At 38.4% G+C, this 16,316-nt stretch carries 15 protein-coding genes and 1 other annotated feature; of the genes, 4 read left to right on the top strand and 11 right to left on the bottom strand.

Features of this window, described 5'->3' with window-relative positions:
• Positions 1-128 precede the first annotated feature (128 nt).
• Positions 129-1,010, bottom strand: a complete 882-nt coding sequence (tsf, locus tag IGL70_RS05090) for a translation elongation factor Ts (RefSeq protein WP_002293878.1) — start codon at positions 1,008-1,010, stop codon at positions 129-131.
• A 98-nt stretch (positions 1,011-1,108) separates the two neighbouring features.
• Positions 1,109-1,891 (bottom strand): 30S ribosomal protein S2, encoded by a 783-nt coding sequence (rpsB, locus tag IGL70_RS05085; protein WP_002293880.1) that lies wholly within the window; start codon positions 1,889-1,891, stop codon positions 1,109-1,111.
• 358 nt (positions 1,892-2,249) lie between these two features.
• Here rpsB and IGL70_RS05080 point away from each other — a divergent pair, with 358 nt between their 5' ends.
• From IGL70_RS05080 to phnX, 3 genes are all read left to right on the top strand, one after another.
• Entirely contained in the window at positions 2,250-2,729 is a 480-nt protein-coding gene (locus IGL70_RS05080; RefSeq protein ID WP_002293881.1) for an arginine repressor, read from the top strand.
• Between the two features lie 216 nt (positions 2,730-2,945).
• Positions 2,946-4,037 (top strand): 2-aminoethylphosphonate--pyruvate transaminase, encoded by a 1,092-nt coding sequence (gene phnW / locus IGL70_RS05075; protein ID WP_002317790.1) that lies wholly within the window; start codon positions 2,946-2,948, stop codon positions 4,035-4,037.
• The gene (phnX, locus tag IGL70_RS05070; protein WP_002317791.1) at positions 4,030-4,815 is read left to right on the top strand and encodes a phosphonoacetaldehyde hydrolase; all 786 of its coding nucleotides are present in this window, start codon (positions 4,030-4,032) and stop codon (positions 4,813-4,815) included. Before phnW ends, phnX begins: the two co-directional genes overlap by 8 nt.
• 344 nt (positions 4,816-5,159) lie before the next feature.
• Here the strand turns inward: phnX and argS are convergent, their stop codons facing one another.
• From argS to arcA, 4 genes are all read right to left on the bottom strand, one after another.
• Positions 5,160-6,851, bottom strand: coding sequence for an arginine--tRNA ligase (gene argS, locus IGL70_RS05065; protein ID WP_002317792.1), 1,692 nt, complete (start codon positions 6,849-6,851; stop codon positions 5,160-5,162).
• A 76-nt stretch (positions 6,852-6,927) separates the two neighbouring features.
• Positions 6,928-7,125 (bottom strand) — a binding site (T-box leader).
• A 147-nt stretch (positions 7,126-7,272) separates the two neighbouring features.
• Entirely contained in the window at positions 7,273-8,220 is a 948-nt protein-coding gene (gene arcC, locus IGL70_RS05060; protein WP_002288434.1) for a carbamate kinase, read from the bottom strand.
• Positions 8,221-8,334: 114 nt separating this feature from the next.
• Positions 8,335-9,354 (bottom strand): ornithine carbamoyltransferase, encoded by a 1,020-nt coding sequence (gene argF / locus IGL70_RS05055; RefSeq protein ID WP_002288437.1) that lies wholly within the window; start codon positions 9,352-9,354, stop codon positions 8,335-8,337.
• 90 nt (positions 9,355-9,444) lie between these two features.
• Positions 9,445-10,674, bottom strand: coding sequence for an arginine deiminase (gene arcA, locus IGL70_RS05050; RefSeq protein ID WP_002288439.1), 1,230 nt, complete (start codon positions 10,672-10,674; stop codon positions 9,445-9,447).
• Positions 10,675-11,134: 460 nt separating this feature from the next.
• Here arcA and IGL70_RS05045 point away from each other — a divergent pair, with 460 nt between their 5' ends.
• Complete coding sequence (locus IGL70_RS05045) at positions 11,135-11,836, top strand: Crp/Fnr family transcriptional regulator (protein WP_002288442.1); 702 nt, start codon at positions 11,135-11,137, stop codon at positions 11,834-11,836.
• A 571-nt stretch (positions 11,837-12,407) separates the two neighbouring features.
• On the opposite strand, the gene tsaD is transcribed toward IGL70_RS05045, so the two are convergent.
• From tsaD to IGL70_RS05020, 5 genes are all read right to left on the bottom strand, one after another.
• Positions 12,408-13,424: a tRNA (adenosine(37)-N6)-threonylcarbamoyltransferase complex transferase subunit TsaD gene (gene tsaD, locus IGL70_RS05040; protein ID WP_002306427.1), complete on the bottom strand. Its 1,017-nt coding sequence runs from the start codon at positions 13,422-13,424 to the stop codon at positions 12,408-12,410.
• Complete coding sequence (gene rimI, locus IGL70_RS05035; protein WP_002306425.1) at positions 13,421-13,885, bottom strand: ribosomal protein S18-alanine N-acetyltransferase; 465 nt, start codon at positions 13,883-13,885, stop codon at positions 13,421-13,423. The genes tsaD and rimI (IGL70_RS05035) overlap by 4 nt, the downstream gene beginning before the upstream one ends.
• A gap of 6 nt (positions 13,886-13,891) precedes the next feature.
• Entirely contained in the window at positions 13,892-14,434 is a 543-nt protein-coding gene (gene rimI, locus IGL70_RS05030; RefSeq protein WP_002293890.1) for a ribosomal protein S18-alanine N-acetyltransferase, read from the bottom strand.
• Positions 14,418-15,140 (bottom strand): tRNA (adenosine(37)-N6)-threonylcarbamoyltransferase complex dimerization subunit type 1 TsaB, encoded by a 723-nt coding sequence (tsaB, locus tag IGL70_RS05025; RefSeq protein ID WP_010728296.1) that lies wholly within the window; start codon positions 15,138-15,140, stop codon positions 14,418-14,420. Before tsaB ends, rimI (IGL70_RS05030) begins: the two co-directional genes overlap by 17 nt.
• Before the next feature lie 190 nt (positions 15,141-15,330).
• Positions 15,331-16,311, bottom strand: coding sequence for a LacI family DNA-binding transcriptional regulator (locus IGL70_RS05020; protein WP_002317797.1), 981 nt, complete (start codon positions 16,309-16,311; stop codon positions 15,331-15,333).
• Positions 16,312-16,316 lie beyond the last annotated feature (5 nt).

Here is a 16,316-nt window from a genome sequence, read left to right as displayed (position 1 = left end):
CCTCCAATATTTTCTATTGCCATTTTACCATACTTAGATGATTTCGACACTCTAAGACTGGTTTTTCTTGTTTTGCTTAAAAAAAGGGAGCGCACAAACCGTGCGTTCCCGTCTGTTATTCAACAGAATTATTTTTTCACTTGGCTCATAACTTCTTCTACAAAGTTATCTTCGCGTTTTTCGATACCTTCGCCAACTTCGAAACGTACGAATGTTTTAACAGTTGCGCCTTTTGATGCAACGTATTTTTCAACAGTCATATCAGGATCTTTAACGAATGGTTGGTCCACCAAAGCGATTTCTGCTTTGAATTTCTTCAAGCGTCCTTCTACCATTTTTTCAACGATATTCGCTGGTTTGCCTTCGTTCAATGCTTGTTCTGTAAGAACAGTTTTTTCATGTTCTAATTCAGCTTCTGGAATTTGTGATTCGTTTACATAACGAGGATTGATAGCTGCTACGTGCATAGCTACGTCTCTTGCAACTGTTTCGTCAGTTGTTCCATCTAGAACAGTCAATACGGCAATACGTCCGCCCATATGCAAGTATCCACCAAATGCAGCATTGTCGTCTTTTTCTACAACTTCAAAGCGACGGAAGCTGATTTTTTCTCCGATAACTTGAGTTGCTTCGATCAAGTCAGATTCAATTGTACCTTTATCTGTTTTGATTTTCATTGCAGCTTCCATGTCTGCTGGTTTGTTTTCAGCAACAAGTTCTGCAATTTCTTTTACTAAATCTTGGAACATTTCGTTTTTAGAAACAAAGTCTGTTTCTGAGTTTACTTCAACGATTGCTGCAGTGTTACCTTTCACAGCAACTGAAGCCAATCCTTCAGCTGCAATGCGGTCATTTTTCTTCGCAGCCTTTGCCATTCCTTTTTCACGTAAAAGATCAACTGCTTTTTCCATGTCGCCTTCTACTTCAACTAATGCTTTTTTCGCATCCATCATTCCTACGCCAGTCATTTCGCGTAGTTCTTTTACCATTTTAGCTGTAACGTCTGCCATGTTTAACTCCTCCTGTGTGTTTTTCTTTTTAAAAAAAGCTGCTTCAAAGGAGAGTGAGGCTTGTCGCCCAGCCTTTGAAACAGCTCCATCATTCAAAATTATTCTGCTGAAGAATTGTCGCCTTCAACAACATCTACGATTTCTTCGATTGACGTTGCTGTGTTTTCTTCTGTGAAATCTTCTTCAACTACTTGATCTTCACCTTGGTTTCCTTCGATGAAAGCATCAGCCATTTTTGAAGTAATCAATTTAACGGCACGAATTGCATCGTCGTTTGAAGGGATTACTACGTCGATTTCATCTGGATCGCAGTTTGTATCAACCATAGCTACGATTGGGATATTTAATTTGTGTGCTTCTTGAACAGCAATACGTTCTTTACGTGGGTCAACGATGTACATTACATCTGGGATTCTTGGCATATCAGCGATACCGCCTAAGAATTTTTCAAGACGTTCACGTTCTTTGTTCAAACCAGCAACTTCTTTTTTAGGTAGAACTTCAAAAGTTCCATCTTCTTCCATTGCATTGATTTGTTTCAAACGGCTGATACGTTTTTGGATAGTATCCCAGTTTGTCAATGTTCCGCCTAACCAACGATGGTTAACGAAGTATTGTCCTGCACGAGTTGCTTCTTCTTTGATTGCTTCTTGTGCTTGTTTTTTTGTACCTACGAATAATGCTACGCCACCTTCTTCAGCAACGCTCTTCATGTAATCATAAGCTGCATCTACTAATTTAACTGTTTTTTGCAAGTCAATGATGTAGATTCCGTTTCTTTCTGTGAAGATATATTTCTTCATTTTTGGGTTCCAGCGACGAGTTTGGTGACCAAAGTGTACGCCGGCTTCTAGTAATTGTTTCATAGAAATTACTGCCATGTTTGTTTCCTCCGATTTGGTTTTATTTTTCCTCTTCTTATCTTCTACCTTGCCGGCAAACTTTTTCAAGCACCTACCGACAATCCAATAAGAATGTGGATTTGCTGATGCATAAAGCACCCTCAGCTATTATACAGACAAAAGATCCGTATCGCAAGAGCAAATATACTTTTCTGCTCAACATTCAATAGTTTACCTGAAAGATAAAAAGAATTCAAGAAAAACAGTAGATTTCTCTTTGTTTCTTTATTATCCTTTTTCCATAAAATAATTTTAGGTATAAAAGACGAATATTATTGGGCAATCCTTCTTTTTTTTGTTATGATACATGTGAAATCTTTCGTAAAGGAGAAAGAAAATGCGCAAAGCTCAAAGACATTTGCTGATTAAACAAGTCATTGAAGAATTCCCGATCCGTACGCAAGAAGAACTATTAAACAAACTTGGGCATTATGGCGTTACCGCCACGCAGGCAACGATTTCTCGAGATATCCGTGATCTAAAAATCGTGAAGGCACCTGATGAAAATGGCGTTTCCCGCTTCGTATTGTTTCGCGAAAAAGGAACTCCTGAGACTAGGACTGAGGAAGAGGATCGGCTGGTTCAAATGATTGAAGACATTGTATTGAAAGTCGAACGAGTCCACTTTTTGACAATCGTCAATACCTTGCCAGACAATGCTCATTTATTTGCATCTGTTTTAGATGAGATCAAACCTCCCTCTATTGTCAGTACAATTGCTGGATTCGATACGATCATGGTCATCTCGGAAAATGAGGAGGACGCAAAACGAGTAGAAGAATTTCTTCACCATCCAACTGAAGTATCACTTTTTTAATCAGAGCACGTATTCCTAATATGGAATGCGTGTTTTTTTATTTTCAATATTTTCCTTATTAAATAAACCTTTACACTCTTTACAAAAATACATCATTTTTTATTCAAATTTTTCAACACCTTGATTGAATCACAATAATCATCATTTATATTGGATGTTAACAAGAGCAGCTTCTTGCTCTTTGTGTATTTTAAAAAAGAAATGAAAGGAAATCATATGTATAAATTATTAACTCCTGGACCATTGACGACTTCTGAAACAGTGAAAAATGCTATGCTGATCGATCATTGTACTTGGGATCAAGAATACAAAGAAATTACACAATGGATAAGAAAAAAATTACTGGATCTTGCTCAAGTATCGGAAGGAATATACACAACGGTCTTAATGCAAGGTAGCGGCTCCTTCGGGGTAGAATCGGTATTAAGTTCTGTGATCAGGCCAGAAGATACTGTACTGATTTGTTCAAACGGCGCATATGGACAACGAATGATCAACATGTGCGAATGTCTGAAACTGAACTATACCGTTTATGAGGTATCGGAACATCAAATCCTCCAAGCTCATGTGATTACACAGCTGATTGAAGAGAATCCGTCTATCTCCGCACTAGCAATGGTCCATAGCGAGACTACTTCCGGTATTTTGAATAATTTGGAAGAGATTGCTGCTGTCACACAAGAAAGAGATCTTTTGTTTATAGTGGACGCGATGTCAAGCTTTGGTGGGATACCGATTCGTGTAGCCGAACTAGGGATTGATTTTTTGATTTCCAGCTCAAACAAATGTATTCAAGGTGTTCCGGGCTTTTCTTTTGTACTTGCTAATAAAGCGGAACTGGAAAAACGAAAAAATGTTAGCCGAAGTTTGTCACTTGATCTATATGACCAGTACCGCGTGATGGAAAACGAGAATGGCAAATGGCGTTTCACTTCCCCTACCCATACGGTTTTGGCTTTTCAACAAGCGCTGAAGGAACTAGAGGCAGAAGGAGGAATCGAAACTCGATATTCACGTTATCTCGCCAATAATCATGTGCTACGACAAAAAATGACAGAGATGGGGTTCCAGCCTTTCATTCAAGAATATCAGGGGCCATTCATCACCTCTTTTCTTTACCCTAAGGACTGGCGATTTGATTTTAATCATTTTTATCAGTATTTAAAGCAAAACGGATTTGTGATCTATCCCGGGAAAATCAGCGATCATGAATGTTTTCGTATCGGAAATATTGGCGAGATCTATCCGGAAGATATTTTGGAACTGACAGCAATTATCAAAGACTATAAGGAGAACGTTAATGATTAAAACTGTAATTTTTGATTGGGCAGGAACAACTGTGGACTTTGGCTGTATGGCTCCTGTCCACGCTTTTAGAAATGCTTTTCTAGAAAAAGGAATCCAACTGACTGACAAAGAAATCCGCGAACCGATGGGAAAATTAAAATGGGATCATATCCAACAGCTTCTTTCCCTCCCTTCTGTCAAAAAACAATGGATAGCTATTTATGGACAACTACCTCAGGAAAAAGAGGTGGAGGAATTGTATCAACAATTTGAACATTATCTGTTTAAAGATTTGGTCAAGCATTCTACCTTGAAACCCGACACATTGGAAACGATCGAACGGTTGAGAAACGCTGGGATCAATATTGGTTCCACGACTGGATTTACTGCTCCTATGATGGCAATCGTAGCAGAAACCGCAAAAAAAGAAGGGTATTCACCAGACTTCATAGCAACTTCTGAAGACGTCGAAGGGTATGGTCGACCGTTTCCTTATATGATCCATAAAAACATGCAGTACTTCAAAAACAAGTCGGTTGATGAAGTAATCAAAGTCGGAGATACGGTCTCAGATATCCAGGAAGGGAAAAATGCCGGAGTGTTGACAGTAGGTGTAATTGAAGGTAGTTCGCTAATGGGGATTTCTTATGATGAGTACCAAAAATTAGAGATGGGGAAAAAAGATCGTTTAAAACACTCTGTTGCTCTTAGATTCCAACAAGCCGGCGCTGATATTTGTGTAAACAATTTAAAAGAGTTAACAAAATACATTTTGTACGCTGACAAGAATCCAGAATGACTTTTATACAAAATAAGAGGTCGTGAAAAAGCTGTCCTGCATCAAGTAATAAGAACAGCCAAACAAAAATAGCTCCTCATATTTTTTGTTTGGTGGGCTTATTACCGCAGATGCAAGCTTTTGAACACCGTTTATTCGAAAAAAAAAGGGAGCTGTGACACGACTTTTGTCACAGTCCCCTTATTTGCAAACAAACAGTGTTTAAGAGACAACCTCTCCACTAAACGGTGTTCATTCAGCTGACTCTCGGTATTTGCTCAAAAAACGATAAAATTTGAAAAGCTATTTTCTCTTTTGTTTCTCTAATACTCGGATCAGAATGCTGATTTCACATTCTCTTTTTCCTACATCTTATCTGGTGCATGAAGTCCTAGCAAACGAAGGTCTTCTTTCAATAATACAGTCACTGCATAAACTAGAGCTAAGCGTGCTTCTTTTTGTTCATCATCAGCTAAAATCTTCGTATGAGCATAGTATTTGTTGAATGCTTGTGCTAATTTGATTGCATGTTTCGCAATCACTGACGGTTCGTATTTTTCCCCAGCAGACAAGACCGTTTCAGGGTATTTTTGAACTAATTTAACCACTTCCCAGCTGGTATCGTCATTCAATGCATAGTCTGCTGTTTCTGAAGGGACAAATCCTGCTTTTTCCAACAGGCTGACTGCACGAGCATGTGTATATTGCACATAAGGTCCAGTTTCTCCTTCAAATCGAACAACTTCTTCCAGGTTAAAGTCAAATGTATTCAGTCGATCGTTTTTCAAATCGTGGAAAATGACTGCCCCAACCCCAACTTGTTTAGCTACAGCATCTTTGTTTTCCAAATCAGGGTTTTTCTCGCTGATTTGTTCTTTAGCAGATTGGATTGCTTCATTTAATACTTCTTCTAATAAGACGATCTTTCCTTTACGAGTTGATAATTTTTTACCACCTTGTGTGATCAAACCAAATGGAATATGGTGCATGTCGTCAGACCAGTCAAAGCCCATTTCCTTCAAGACAGCTTTCAACTGTTTAAAATGATAGCTTTGTTCATTCCCTACTACATATAGAGATTGTTTGAAGTCGTAAGTACGTTTACGGTACAATGCAGCAGCTAGGTCACGTGTAATGTATAGTGTCGCACCGTCTGACTTCTTAATCAACGCTGGATTCAGGTCATAAGCAGATAGGTCAACGATCTCTGCACCTTTATCCTCGTTCAGCAAATGTTTTTCTTCTAAAAGTTTGACGATTTCATCCATCTTGTCATTGTAGAAAGCTTCACCGTTCAACGAATCGAAACGTACTTCCAGCAGATCATAGATTTTATTGAATTCTTTCATCGATTCATCACGGAACCATTGCCATAATTGAATAGCCTCTTCATCGCCTTCTTCCAGACGTTTGAACCAAGCACGAGCTTCTTCATTTAATTCTGGTTCTGTTTCAGCTACTTCATGGAATTGGACATATAAACGAAGCAATTCATTGATTGGTTCTGCTTTAACAGCTTCTTCTGTACCCCATTTTTTGTAAGCGACGATCAGTTTTCCAAACTGTGTTCCCCAATCACCTAAATGGTTGATGCGGATTGGCTGATAACCGATTTTTTCCATAATGAAACCGATCGAATTACCGATAACTGTCGAACGCAAATGTCCCATTGAGATTGGTTTGGCAATATTAGGAGAAGACATGTCGATTGGTACTGTTCCTTGATTCCCGATATTGCTATCCCCATAATGTTCTTTTTCTTTCACTACTGTTTGCAAAACTTTTTTGCTGATAAGTTCTTTATTCATGAAAAAGTTCAAGTAAGGTCCGACAACTTCGATTTTTTCAAAGTTGGCAGAATCGATTTTTTCTGCTAAATCTGCAGCGATTTGCTGTGGCGCTTTTCGGTAAACTTTTGCTAATGAAAAGGCTGGAAATGCAACATCTCCGTGTTCAGCTGATTTTGGATTTTCTAGTAATTGTTCGACTTGTTCCAGTGTTAAATCATCTTTGACAGCGTCATAGACAGCTTTTGCGACAAGATCTTTATTATTCATCTTTATTCCTCCTAAAGTGCTCCCTTGATTGTTAAACAAAAAAAATCTCTAGCGACGGCATACTTAGTATGCCATCACTAGAGACGAGATTTCCCGCGGTACCACTCCAATTGTCCTAAAAAAGGACCAGCTCCATCTGATATCGGTAGACGACCGTCTGTTTAAAACAGAATTCTCCAAGTGCGCTTCGTTGTATCTTCTTCATTCGGCTTCCACCACTTCCGAATTCGCTAGCCAAGAATGATACAAGTACTCTCTTGTTCAACAAATCTTAGTCTTATTAAACTTTCTTGAATTATATCAGAAAAAAAAACGAAAGGCTAGTCGTTTCTGATAAAAAAACAATCCAGATGGCCTAAAGGAGAAGAAATACCACCTGGATAGCTATAAATCATTTCGTAAATACGAAAGACTTAACAAATTAATCAGCTACGATAATCGTTCCTTCTTCAGAAGCTAAAAGATTCTCGATATTTTCTAAAGAAGTGATGATTGCCTTAGCGTTTGGTTTTGCTTCAACAAATGCAATAGCTGCCTCTACTTTCGGAAGCATGCTTCCTGGAGCAAATTGCTTTTCATCAATGTATTGTTTCATTTCTGAAACAGTAACAGTTTCTAATTTCTTTTGATCTGGTTTTTGGTAATTGACATACACATTGTCTACTCCTGTCAATACGATCAGCAAATCCGCATCGATGATTTCGGCTAATTTTTCTGAAGCAAAATCTTTATCGATTACGGCTTCTCGTCCTTCTAATCCAGTAGCTGTTTCTACAACAGGAATCCCACCGCCACCAACAGAGACTGTGATAACTCCTTGATCGACCAGCGTTTCGATGACACGTGCTTCTTTAATCGAGATGGGTTTAGGGGAAGCGACTACTTTTCTCCATCCACGTCCAGCATCTTCTTTGAATGTCACAGTGGAGTCAGCATTCATTTGTTCTTTGGCTTCTTCTTCCGTGTAGAATGGACCGACTGGTTTACTTGGATTTTTGAATGAAGGATCATTTTCATCCACAATAACTTGAGTGACTAAAGAAACCACATCTTTATCGATCCCTTTTTCCTTCAGTACTTCGCCCATGGCGTTTTGTAACCAGTAACCGATAGATCCTTCTGTCATTGCAACACATGTATCTAAAGGCATTGCCGGTGTTTTCTCAGAATCAGCAGCTTGCTGCTGAATCAATAAGTTACCGACTTGCGGACCATTTCCGTGGGAGATGATCAATTCATCTCCTTGTTCGATAAATTTCACTAAATACTTTGCTGTTTCCATTAACGCTTCTTGTTGGGCTTTTGCACTTGCATCCGTAGACAAGATTGCATTACCCCCTAAAGCGACAACTACTTTTCGTTTGGCCATTTCATTCGTCCTTTCTTCAGTTCTACCGAATTTTCTAGATAACAAAACGAGCCAGCGTTTTGTGATTTTCCCTCAATGCTGACTCGTTTTTTCGTGAGATGAATGTGGTTATGCTTAAACGCGAGGGATAAACAAGTTACCTAATGTTGCTGCCATGATCGCTTTGATTGAGTGCATACGATTTTCTGCTTGGTCAAATTGACGAGCATATTTGCTGCGGAAGACTTCATCTGTTACTTCCATTTCAGTGATGCCAAAGCGTTCTTTCATTTGTTCACCGTAAACAGTGTTTGTATCATGGAAAGCTGGCAAGCAGTGCAAGAAGATCAAACGATCTGTGTTGTGTGTTTTTTCTACCATTTCCATATTGATTTGGTAAGGTTTCAACAATTTGATACGTTCTTCGAATTTATCTTCTTCACCCATTGATACCCATACATCAGAATAAAGGACGTCTGCTCCGTCTACACCTTTATCAACATCGTCGGTAATCATCAATTGTGCACCGGATTTTTCAGCAAAGCCTTCTGCCATTTTGACGATTTCTTCTTCAGGTTGTAATTCTTTTGGTGCAACGATACGCATATTCGCTCCTAAAATTGCACCTGTGACTAATAAAGAGTTAGCCATATTGTTTCGACCATCTCCGCAGTAAGCAACAGTGATACCTTCTACTGTTCCAAAGTTTTCTTGGATAGTTAAAAAGTCAGCGATCATTTGTGTTGGATGCCATTCATCAGTCAAGCCATTCCAAACTGGAACACCAGAGAATTCTGCTAGTTCCTCTACCATTTTTTGACTGAATCCACGGAATTCGATTCCATCAAACATACGACCTAGTACTTTAGCTGTATCTTCTGTGGATTCTTTTTTACCTAATTGGATATCATTTGCACCTAGATATTCAGGATGTGCACCTAGATCGATCGCTGCAGTAGTAAATGCAGAACGAGTACGTGTAGATGTTTTTTCAAATAAAAGCGCAATATTTTTTCCTTCTAGATAGTGATGTGGGATACCACGTTTTTTCAAGTCTTTCAAGTGTTCTGAAAAATCGATCAAATATTGTAATTCTTCTTTTGTAAAGTCTTTTTCTGCTAATAAGCTTCTTCCTTGGAATACTGATTCTTTCATATTAAACATTCTCCTTTAGATTGTTTTTATTTAAGATTAAAGAGGAAATCCCGACGGCAGCTGACAGTAAGACCGCCGTCAGGAAACAAATTACTTCAAGTCTTCACGGACAAGTGGTTGGCTCATGCAGCGTGGACCACCACGGCCTCGTGACAATTCACTTGAATTGATTTCTAACACTTTGATGCCATAGCTACGAAGCAATTCGTTCGATACATAATTTCGGTTATAAGTGACTACAACACCTGGAGCGATTGCCAATGTGTTTGATCCATCATTCCATTGTTCTCGAGGTGCAACGATCTCATCTCCATTACCAGTTGGGATCAGTACAAGATCATCTAATCCAAGAGCAGCTTTCATCGTTTCGTGTAAGTTATCTGAATGAGTAATCTTGATATCATCACCATCTGGTTCGATTGTAAAGACATCCATCTTACCGTCTTTACTTTGAATTGCTGGATGGATAGTGAATTTATCGTGATCTACCATTGTAAATACGGTATCCAAATGCATCATTGCACGGTTGTTTGGAATTTTGATTGCTAACACTTTTTCAAATCCTGAATTTTTTGCGAATAGGTGGCGTGCTAATTTTTCTAAAGCTTTCGCATTAGTTCGTTGAGAAATCCCAACAGCTACTACTTTATCGCTTAAGATCAATTCGTCTCCGCCTTCGATATGATCTGGATTTTCACGATCCAACCATACTTCGATTCCTTTATTTGCAAATCTTGGATGATGTTTCAAAATATATTCTGTAAACATCGATTCACGACGACGTGCTTCAAAAGTCATCTTATTGACTGTCATCCCATTTCCCATTGATGCGGAAGGGTCGCGTGTAAAGTACAAGTTTGGCATTGGGTCCATGTAAAATGGATAGTCATCGTCTGCTGACAGATCGTATAGACTGCTAGAACGTACTTCAATATCTTTTGTACGAACTCCAGCCATGATTTTATCTACCATTTCTTGCGTTTCCATTGATAGAAGGAACTCATGAAGACCCTCTCTTACAGCATTCGATGCAATATGAGATTCATCCAACATTTTATTCAAGAATTGTTCTTTGACATTGCCTGCGTCAATCGCTTCTGCCGCTAATTTTTCCAAGTAAAGAGTCTCGACGCCTTCATTTTGCAATGTCTTTGCAAAGTTGTCATGTTCTTCTTGAGCAATCGGAAGATATGGAATATCATCGAACAACAGACGATCCATAATATCTGGTGTCAAATTTTCCACTTCTTGTCCAGGCCGTTTCAGTAAAACTGTCTTTAATTTCCCTATTTCAGAGAAAACGTGAATAGGTTTATCCATGTTGTGTTGCCTCCTTCTTTTTGATTACATGTATAGGATATCCTCCTTTTGTAATCACTTTCATAATTTTGTCTCATTCAAAATGAGACATTCCTCACATTAATATTCGATAATTAAATAATTAAACGTTTTTCTATTTTTAAGCGTAATTTATTCATTTTTTATTCTGTATACACTTTCAAAAAAATATTTATTCATTGAAAAAATTTTTTTGAATAAATTAAAAAAATAAATTATATTAGCGTTGTTAGCGTTTACTATATGTATTATTGTTGTTTTTTATACACAAATCATTCGCTTCAAAACAAATTATTCAATACCATTGTATATTTTTTACATAATAACAAATTATATTTGTAAAGTATTAAAACTTGTTTCTAATGTTGGTATGTTAAAACTTTACAAATTCTTTAAAAAAAGTGACAATAAATATAGTGAACAATAAGGAGAGGACTTTTTAATGCGTGTTAATAAAATCGATTTTCACTTTTCAAAACTCAGATATCAACCTGATTTTGAACATTTCTCGGATGAAGAGTTCCAACAGATCAAGGAACATACTGTTCTTCGTTCTTATAAAAAAGGACAGATCCTTTTCGACGATGGTGATCCCAGACAACGGTTGTATATCTTGACCAAAGGACTCGTTCGTTTAGAACGTTATGATGAAAGTGCAACTTATTACTACTATGACTATGTGAATACAAATAACCTTTTTCCTATGTCAGGAATGTTTGGAGAAGAGACCTACACTTATACAGCTCAAGCGATGACTGATATTGAAACATTCTACCTTCCTGTTTCCTACTATGAAAAATTAGCACGAAAAAATCCCGAACAGTTGATCTATATGATACAAAAAATTTCTAAAGTAGTTGAAATACATGAATTGCGTATCCAAATCGGATTGACCTCTAGCGCCTTTGACCGGGTAAAACAAAATTTATTCATTTTGAAAGAAGAATTGGGCGTACCAACAAAAGATGGTCATATCACCATTCCTTATCCGATCACCTTAAAAGAATTAGCAGTGAATAGCGGCACGACACGTGAAACTGCTGGACAAGTAATCAAACAACTACGTGATTCCGGACTGTTAGATTATGACAAAAAGCGTTTTACTTTCTGTAAGACAGCTACTACTCCAGCTATGAGAGAATAACGCGAACAAAAATAAGCAGTGACCCTGATAAATATCAGGGTCACTGCTTATTTTCCTCCCTAAAACTTCTGAAAGATCCGGCAGTTTTAGATCACTGGGCAAGACTCAAAGATTTTCTATGTGTGTTTCAGTTATGTAATATTCACTGTTTGCAAAAAATACTGATAGATTAACTAGAGGAAGCGTCTTGTCCTCATCCGACCTAGATTATTCGATATTCCTCGACAATAAACGATTAATCAGTGAGGGCAATCAGAGGAACGGATAATGATGAATAAGCTGTAAAAAATAGGGCTTTGACAAAAGCGTGTCACAGCCCTTATTTCGATTAAACGGTGTGTACCTGTCAACTCTTCGGTCACAAGTCATAATGTTCATAAACATGAGGAGCTGTTTTTTGAAATTGTTCCTTGTGAATCAGAGTTAAACGACAGGCTTACGAACTCTTGATTAAACGGCGTTCAAAAGCTTGCATACGCGGTAACAAGAACAGCCAGGTCAAAAACATGAGAAGCCGTTTTTTCTGGGCTGTTCTTATTACTTGATGCAGGGCAGATTTTTCACAACCTCTTTATTCAGATAAAACCAAGCTTGGATCAGCATTCAACTGATAGCTAGCAAAATTTCTTTTTTGCATTTCCACATGTGCTGCTGCTCCAATCATTGCAGCATTATCTCCACAAAGTCGAAGAGGGGGAATCACTAGTTCTACCTCAGGGAGTTTAGTTGCCAAAGCATCCTGCAATCCTTTACGCAACCCTTGATTGGCCGCTACACCTCCAGCTACAATCAGTTGCTTGACTGGATAATTTTGACAAGCTCGAAGTGTTTTAGTAATCAATACATCGATCACACTTGCTTGAAAACTAGCTGCTAAATCATTTTTGTCTAGATCTTCTCCACGCTGTTGTGCATTATGCACCAAATTGATAAATGCACTTTTTAATCCGCTAAAACTGAAATCATAATTATCTTCATGGATCATCGCTCGTGGAAAATGGTAATTATCTTTTCCCTGATGAGCTAGCTGATCGATTTCTTTTCCGCTTGGGTAAGAAAGACCTAATACTCTTCCAACTTTGTCATAAGCTTCTCCTGCTGCGTCATCTCTTGTCTCCCCAATGATTTCATATGATCCATCTTCTTGCATATAGACTAATTCTGTATGTCCTCCGCTAACAAGAAGTGCCATCAATGGAAACTGGAATGGTTTAACCAGACGGGCTGCATAGATATGCCCTGCCATATGGTTTACAGGAATAAGCGGCAATTGGTGTGCCCAAGCAAAAGCCTTAGCTGCAGAAATACCAATCAGCAACGAGCCGACAAGTCCTGGTCCATAAGTGACAGCGACTGCCGATAAATCTTCTGCCGACACACCAGCTTCTACCAGTGCATCTTCCAAGCATAAGGTGATTTGTTCTACGTGATGGCGGCTAGCTACTTCAGGAACTACGCCACCAAAACGTTTATGACTGTTTATTTGAGAAGCAACGATGTTAGATAAGATCTCTGTTCCATTTCTAACGACCGCTACACTCGTTTCATCACAACTTGATTCAATCGCCAGAATCAATTCTTCATTCATTTCATCGTCTCCGTTTTTAACTTTCTGCTCATAATGATCGCATCTTCCGTCGGATTGCGATAATATGATTTCCGTTTACCTAATATACGAAACTTTTCTGATTCATAAAGTTTTCTTGCTGCTTCATTAGATAGACGTACTTCTAAAAAAACATGCAGCGAATCTTTTATTTGTTCCGTAATCAGTAATTGTAGCAAATGCCGTGCATGCCCTTTTCCTTGTTCTGAAACTGCAACAGCAATATTTGTGATCTCGACTTCATCTATTACTTTCGAGTATCCAATAAAGCCACAGATCTGGTTATCTTCAACTAAAAGCAGATAATCAGAGTGAGGCTGTTGGATGTCTGCCAAAAACTGCATTTTCGTCCAAGGTGAACCATGTGGATAAGCATTTTCGCTAATCACCCATACGCATTCTGCCAAGTACGCTTCATCAAAATCTTTTTTTCTGCAAATCAACTAATCTCACTCATTTTCTAAAAGTTTTATCATATCCAATGCATCTTCTTTTGTTTCAGTGTAATATCTTTTTTTGATCGTTGTTGCTTGAAACCCCAATTTCCGATAAAGTCTTTGTGCATCTTGATTACTCATACGCACTTCTAATGACATCGTCTCACAGCGATTCATTATAGCAAAGTTCTCGATTTCGTCAATAAGCAGCGAACCGATTCGTTTACGCTGATATGCCGGTCGAACGGCAATATTCGTGATATGGCAATCTAAACCGAACGCTCTTGAACCGATAAAACCAATCATTCTTCCATTATCAAAGATACCTAGATATAGATGAGGAAGCGGTGACTTCAATTCTGATATAAAGGCACTTTTTGTCCATGGCAATTCGCCATTATAGACTTCTCGTTCGACATCCAGCAGCTCTTTGATATCTTCTGTAGTCAATTCTCTTAGTACGTAACGACGATCGATTTGTTCGATTGTTTTTTCTGTATAAATCATTTTATCTTGAAAAAAGCTTCTGGCATACGCTCTAAATTTTTTCAACATAACTTTCGTCTCCAGGTGTGTGCGTCTCCAACCATTTTTCTTCTGCTTCTACTCGTTTTAAATAGCGAGGAAGAAAAGCTTGTTTCTCTGCAACTGGTTCAGCTAAAGTACCTAATTGAGCCACAGTTACACCACTTGGAATATCCCATGCTGGAACTGTATTAATCATCGCACTAGGCAATATCTCCTTTATTTCAGAGAAGAATTTGTGACAATCACTCCCGACGAAATAAATAGCTTCATTCAGCTTTTGTAGTTGTGTGAACAAATCAGAAGCAGAAATATGTACATCTTCAAGTACAGTTTCTAATCTATTTTCTTTCCAGCGGTATGCCCCAGCGTATACATTTTTTCTTCGAGCATCAAACATGGGCACAATAATTTTATCCACACCGATGCAATTAGCCGCGATGGTTTTCAGACTAGATACTCCTACTAGCTCTTTATCTAATGTATAAGCAATCGTTTTTGCTGTCGTTACACCTATACGAAGCCCTGTATAAGAACCGGGACCATCAGAAACCGCGATTCGGTCAATGTCTTTTGGACTTATTTGAAGATCTGCAAACAATTGGTCGATTGCAGGCATCAGTGTTACACTGTGGTTGCGTTTGATATTTGTTTGTATTTGTCCAAGAATTTGTTCGTCTTCTACCACACCGATCGCCAAAGTTTGGTTTGCAGTATCTATTCCTAATGTAATCATATATTTGATCCTTTCTGCTATGACATTCTCGCCTTCCATTGTAGCATACTTTTTTATTCTGAGGATGAAAATACCAAAGGCAAAACTAGTACAATGATACATGATTATCTGCTGGCGGGCAAATTTTGCCCCTTCCTGAAACACAAAAAAGCTGCGGTATCACTCCATTTCCCCACAGCTTTTCCATCTTTTATTTCGTTGATTCTCGAATAATCAACTCTGTTTCCACAATAATCTTTCTTGAAACCGGTGCTTTGGAATTACTTAATTGAAGAATCGTCTCCACTGCTAGCTCTCCCATCCATTCGGTATAAACTTTTACAGTAGAAAGAGAGGGCGTTACATATTTCGCTACACTGACATCATTGAAGCCCATCACAGAAATATCTTCTGGTACCACTAAACCTTTTTCTTGAATCGCTTTCAGTGCGCCAATCGCTAATGCATCATTAGCTGCAAAAAGCGCATCAGGAACATGCGGATTCGTTTTTAAATACTTCTTAACTGCTTGATATCCTGACTCGACAGAAAAATCTGCTTCGATAATTAGACCTTCGTCGTAGCCTTTTTCTGCCAAAACTTGTTGAAATGCCATAATTCTGGGATCTTTTAGCCGCTGATGGTTTTTCTTCGTATATTCTGTTCCAGCAAGCATAGCGATATGTTGCGCTTTATGGGAGACAAAGTGTTCAATGACTTTTTGAACACTTGACTTAAAGTCGACAACTAGAGAGTCGATTCCTTGAGAAGTGCCGTCAGAATCTACCAAAAGCAAGGCATTTTGGGATCCTTTCATTTCTAATAACTGAGCTTCGTCGAATTTTCCTAGTGCGATCGTTCCATCTGTCGGAAGATCACTAATGGAATCCCACGTTTCTTTCAATAAAGTAACGTTTGCTTCTTCTGCCTTTTTTTCGATTCCTAGACGAATAGATAAATAATAAAGATCTTCAAGCTCTTCCGTATCGTCGTACCACTGGATCAGGCGAAGCGTTTGCTTAGTATTTGCTGCATTTTTACGATGTTTCGTATAATTTAAGCGTTCTGCTGCTTCAAAAATTTTTTGCTTTGTGGCTAAGCCAACGGAAAGATCAGGATCATAGTTGAGAACTCTTGAAACAGTAGCAGGAGAAACTCCTGCCAACTGCGCAATGTCTTTAATTGTTGCCATTTGTC

The organism is Enterococcus sp. DIV0901a, assembly GCF_051711525.1.
GTDB classification, from domain to species: Bacteria; Bacillota; Bacilli; order Lactobacillales; family Enterococcaceae; genus Enterococcus_B; species Enterococcus_B faecium.
The sequence above is the reverse complement of the archived record's forward strand: the minus strand, read 5'-3'. Positions and strand labels throughout refer to the sequence as shown.

Excerpts from the sequence above, each read along its gene's own strand:
- tsf (WP_002293878.1), bottom strand. The coding sequence starts at position 1,010 with ATGGCAGACGTTACAGCTAAAATGGTAAAAGAACTACGCGAAATGACT.
- rpsB (WP_002293880.1), bottom strand. The coding sequence starts at position 1,891 with ATGGCAGTAATTTCTATGAAACAATTACTAGAAGCCGGCGTACACTTT.
- IGL70_RS05080 (WP_002293881.1), top strand. The coding sequence starts at position 2,250 with ATGCGCAAAGCTCAAAGACATTTGCTGATTAAACAAGTCATTGAAGAA.
- phnW (WP_002317790.1), top strand. The coding sequence starts at position 2,946 with ATGTATAAATTATTAACTCCTGGACCATTGACGACTTCTGAAACAGTG.
- phnX (WP_002317791.1), top strand. The coding sequence starts at position 4,030 with ATGATTAAAACTGTAATTTTTGATTGGGCAGGAACAACTGTGGACTTT.
- argS (WP_002317792.1), bottom strand. The coding sequence starts at position 6,851 with ATGAATAATAAAGATCTTGTCGCAAAAGCTGTCTATGACGCTGTCAAA.
- arcC (WP_002288434.1), bottom strand. The coding sequence starts at position 8,220 with ATGGCCAAACGAAAAGTAGTTGTCGCTTTAGGGGGTAATGCAATCTTG.
- argF (WP_002288437.1), bottom strand. The coding sequence starts at position 9,354 with ATGAAAGAATCAGTATTCCAAGGAAGAAGCTTATTAGCAGAAAAAGAC.
- arcA (WP_002288439.1), bottom strand. The coding sequence starts at position 10,674 with ATGGATAAACCTATTCACGTTTTCTCTGAAATAGGGAAATTAAAGACA.
- IGL70_RS05045 (WP_002288442.1), top strand. The coding sequence starts at position 11,135 with ATGCGTGTTAATAAAATCGATTTTCACTTTTCAAAACTCAGATATCAA.
- tsaD (WP_002306427.1), bottom strand. The coding sequence starts at position 13,424 with ATGAATGAAGAATTGATTCTGGCGATTGAATCAAGTTGTGATGAAACG.
- rimI (WP_002293890.1), bottom strand. The coding sequence starts at position 14,434 with ATGTTGAAAAAATTTAGAGCGTATGCCAGAAGCTTTTTTCAAGATAAA.
- tsaB (WP_010728296.1), bottom strand. The coding sequence starts at position 15,140 with ATGATTACATTAGGAATAGATACTGCAAACCAAACTTTGGCGATCGGT.
- IGL70_RS05020 (WP_002317797.1), bottom strand. The coding sequence starts at position 16,311 with ATGGCAACAATTAAAGACATTGCGCAGTTGGCAGGAGTTTCTCCTGCT.